This window comes from Gammaproteobacteria bacterium (assembly GCA_019911805.1).
Lineage (GTDB): Bacteria > Pseudomonadota > Gammaproteobacteria > Thiohalobacterales > Thiohalobacteraceae > JAHJQQ01.
Map to the genome: position 1 here is coordinate 1 of JAIOJV010000007.1, position 1,286 is coordinate 1,286.

Below are 1,286 nucleotides of genomic sequence, written 5' to 3' on the forward strand. Positions count from 1 at the left end.
ATGCTGGGTGTAGCCCCGCGTTTCGCCGCGGAGCACCGCTTTTGCAAGTAGTGCTTCACGCCAAAGTGCGACTAGCCCTTGCGGGTCGAGATATCTTGGATGGAGTGACCAAAGGCGCATGTTGTGGAGCCTAACGCCTGAATTAAGCCGCGCCGCGAAGCGGCGTCGGCTTGAATGAATTGTTAGGCCTCATTCGTGGCCGCTGTCTGAAAGATGCATTTGTCGCCGCGAGACTCAAGGGAGCGCAATAGAGGGACATTAACGGACTCGGCATGCTCGGCTGTCTGGGATGGGCTAGGCGGGTTGCCGTCACTCTCGTGGGTGTCAAGTATGGGACGTACCGGGATAGAAGAGTTGCCACATTGAACCTTAGTCCCGTTATAGCTACCGGAAATTTTTCCGGCGCCCCAAACGGTATGGGTACCCCAGCCGTCATACCAAGACAAAAATACTTGAGTCTCTCCTTGCCCGGTGGCAGAGAACGAAGCAAGAAGTAGTAGTCCAATCGCGATATTTCTCATGAGGCCTAACGCCTGAGTTAAGCCGACCCGCTGCACGGCGGCAATAGAGCACGAACATACCTGAAAAATTTGCCGCCGTGAAGCGGGGTCGGCTTGAACGAATTGTTAGGGCCCACTTGCAGGAGTCCACTCGCTCTGTTCTCTGTATGTGTGCAGTAACGTCTCCAGTGCCCAGACTTCAACTGGAGCGACGCGTCCGTAGTCAGAGACGGTCCACGTTTGATCTTTTGATGTAGCCCGAATGATCGCAGTGTAATCATCTGTCCACTGGGCAGCGTATATTGATTCTGGGGATGAATTTTTGGCAAGAGTCACCATTTGGACTAACCGGATATAACTGCCGAGCGAGATCTTGCCTGTATAGTACTTTTTCCCTTCGCCACCCCAAACATTGTTTGTAGAAAGAGTTGCGCGGCCGTTCTTATAAAAGGTAACAACGTAAACAGGACATGGCCCGAAGCAAGGCGTCCGTTCAAGTGAGATGCTATCGTAAGGGATTAGCGATAGGGCGCCTTGTTGTGATTCCTCGTCGAAGAGCAGCGAACTTCCATCCTCAATGTATGTTTGCAGTGTGGGATGTGGCCTTGAAGCAGCCTGAGTATTTGCATCCTGTATGTATTGATGCGCAACAATTGGTCCAAATATCGCGGCTGCAGAAATGGACGCAGTTGCGAGTGCTGTGAGTAGGATAAATGACCAGCGGATTCTCATTGGAGTCGAGTTCACGGCAATGTTTCTGTGGGCCCTAACGCCTGAGTTAAGCCG

Annotated in this window: 2 protein-coding genes; both read right to left on the reverse strand. The window is 52.3% G+C overall.

Features of this window, described 5'->3' with window-relative positions; all coding sequences use genetic code 11:
- Positions 1-120: pyrimidine dimer DNA glycosylase/endonuclease V (locus K8I04_00525; GenBank protein MBZ0070206.1), on the reverse strand; the 120-nt coding region annotated here is incomplete at its 3' end.
- 506 nt (positions 121-626) lie between these two features.
- The coding region (locus K8I04_00530; protein ID MBZ0070207.1) for a DUF6438 domain-containing protein at positions 627-1,286 on the reverse strand (660 nt) is incomplete at its 5' end.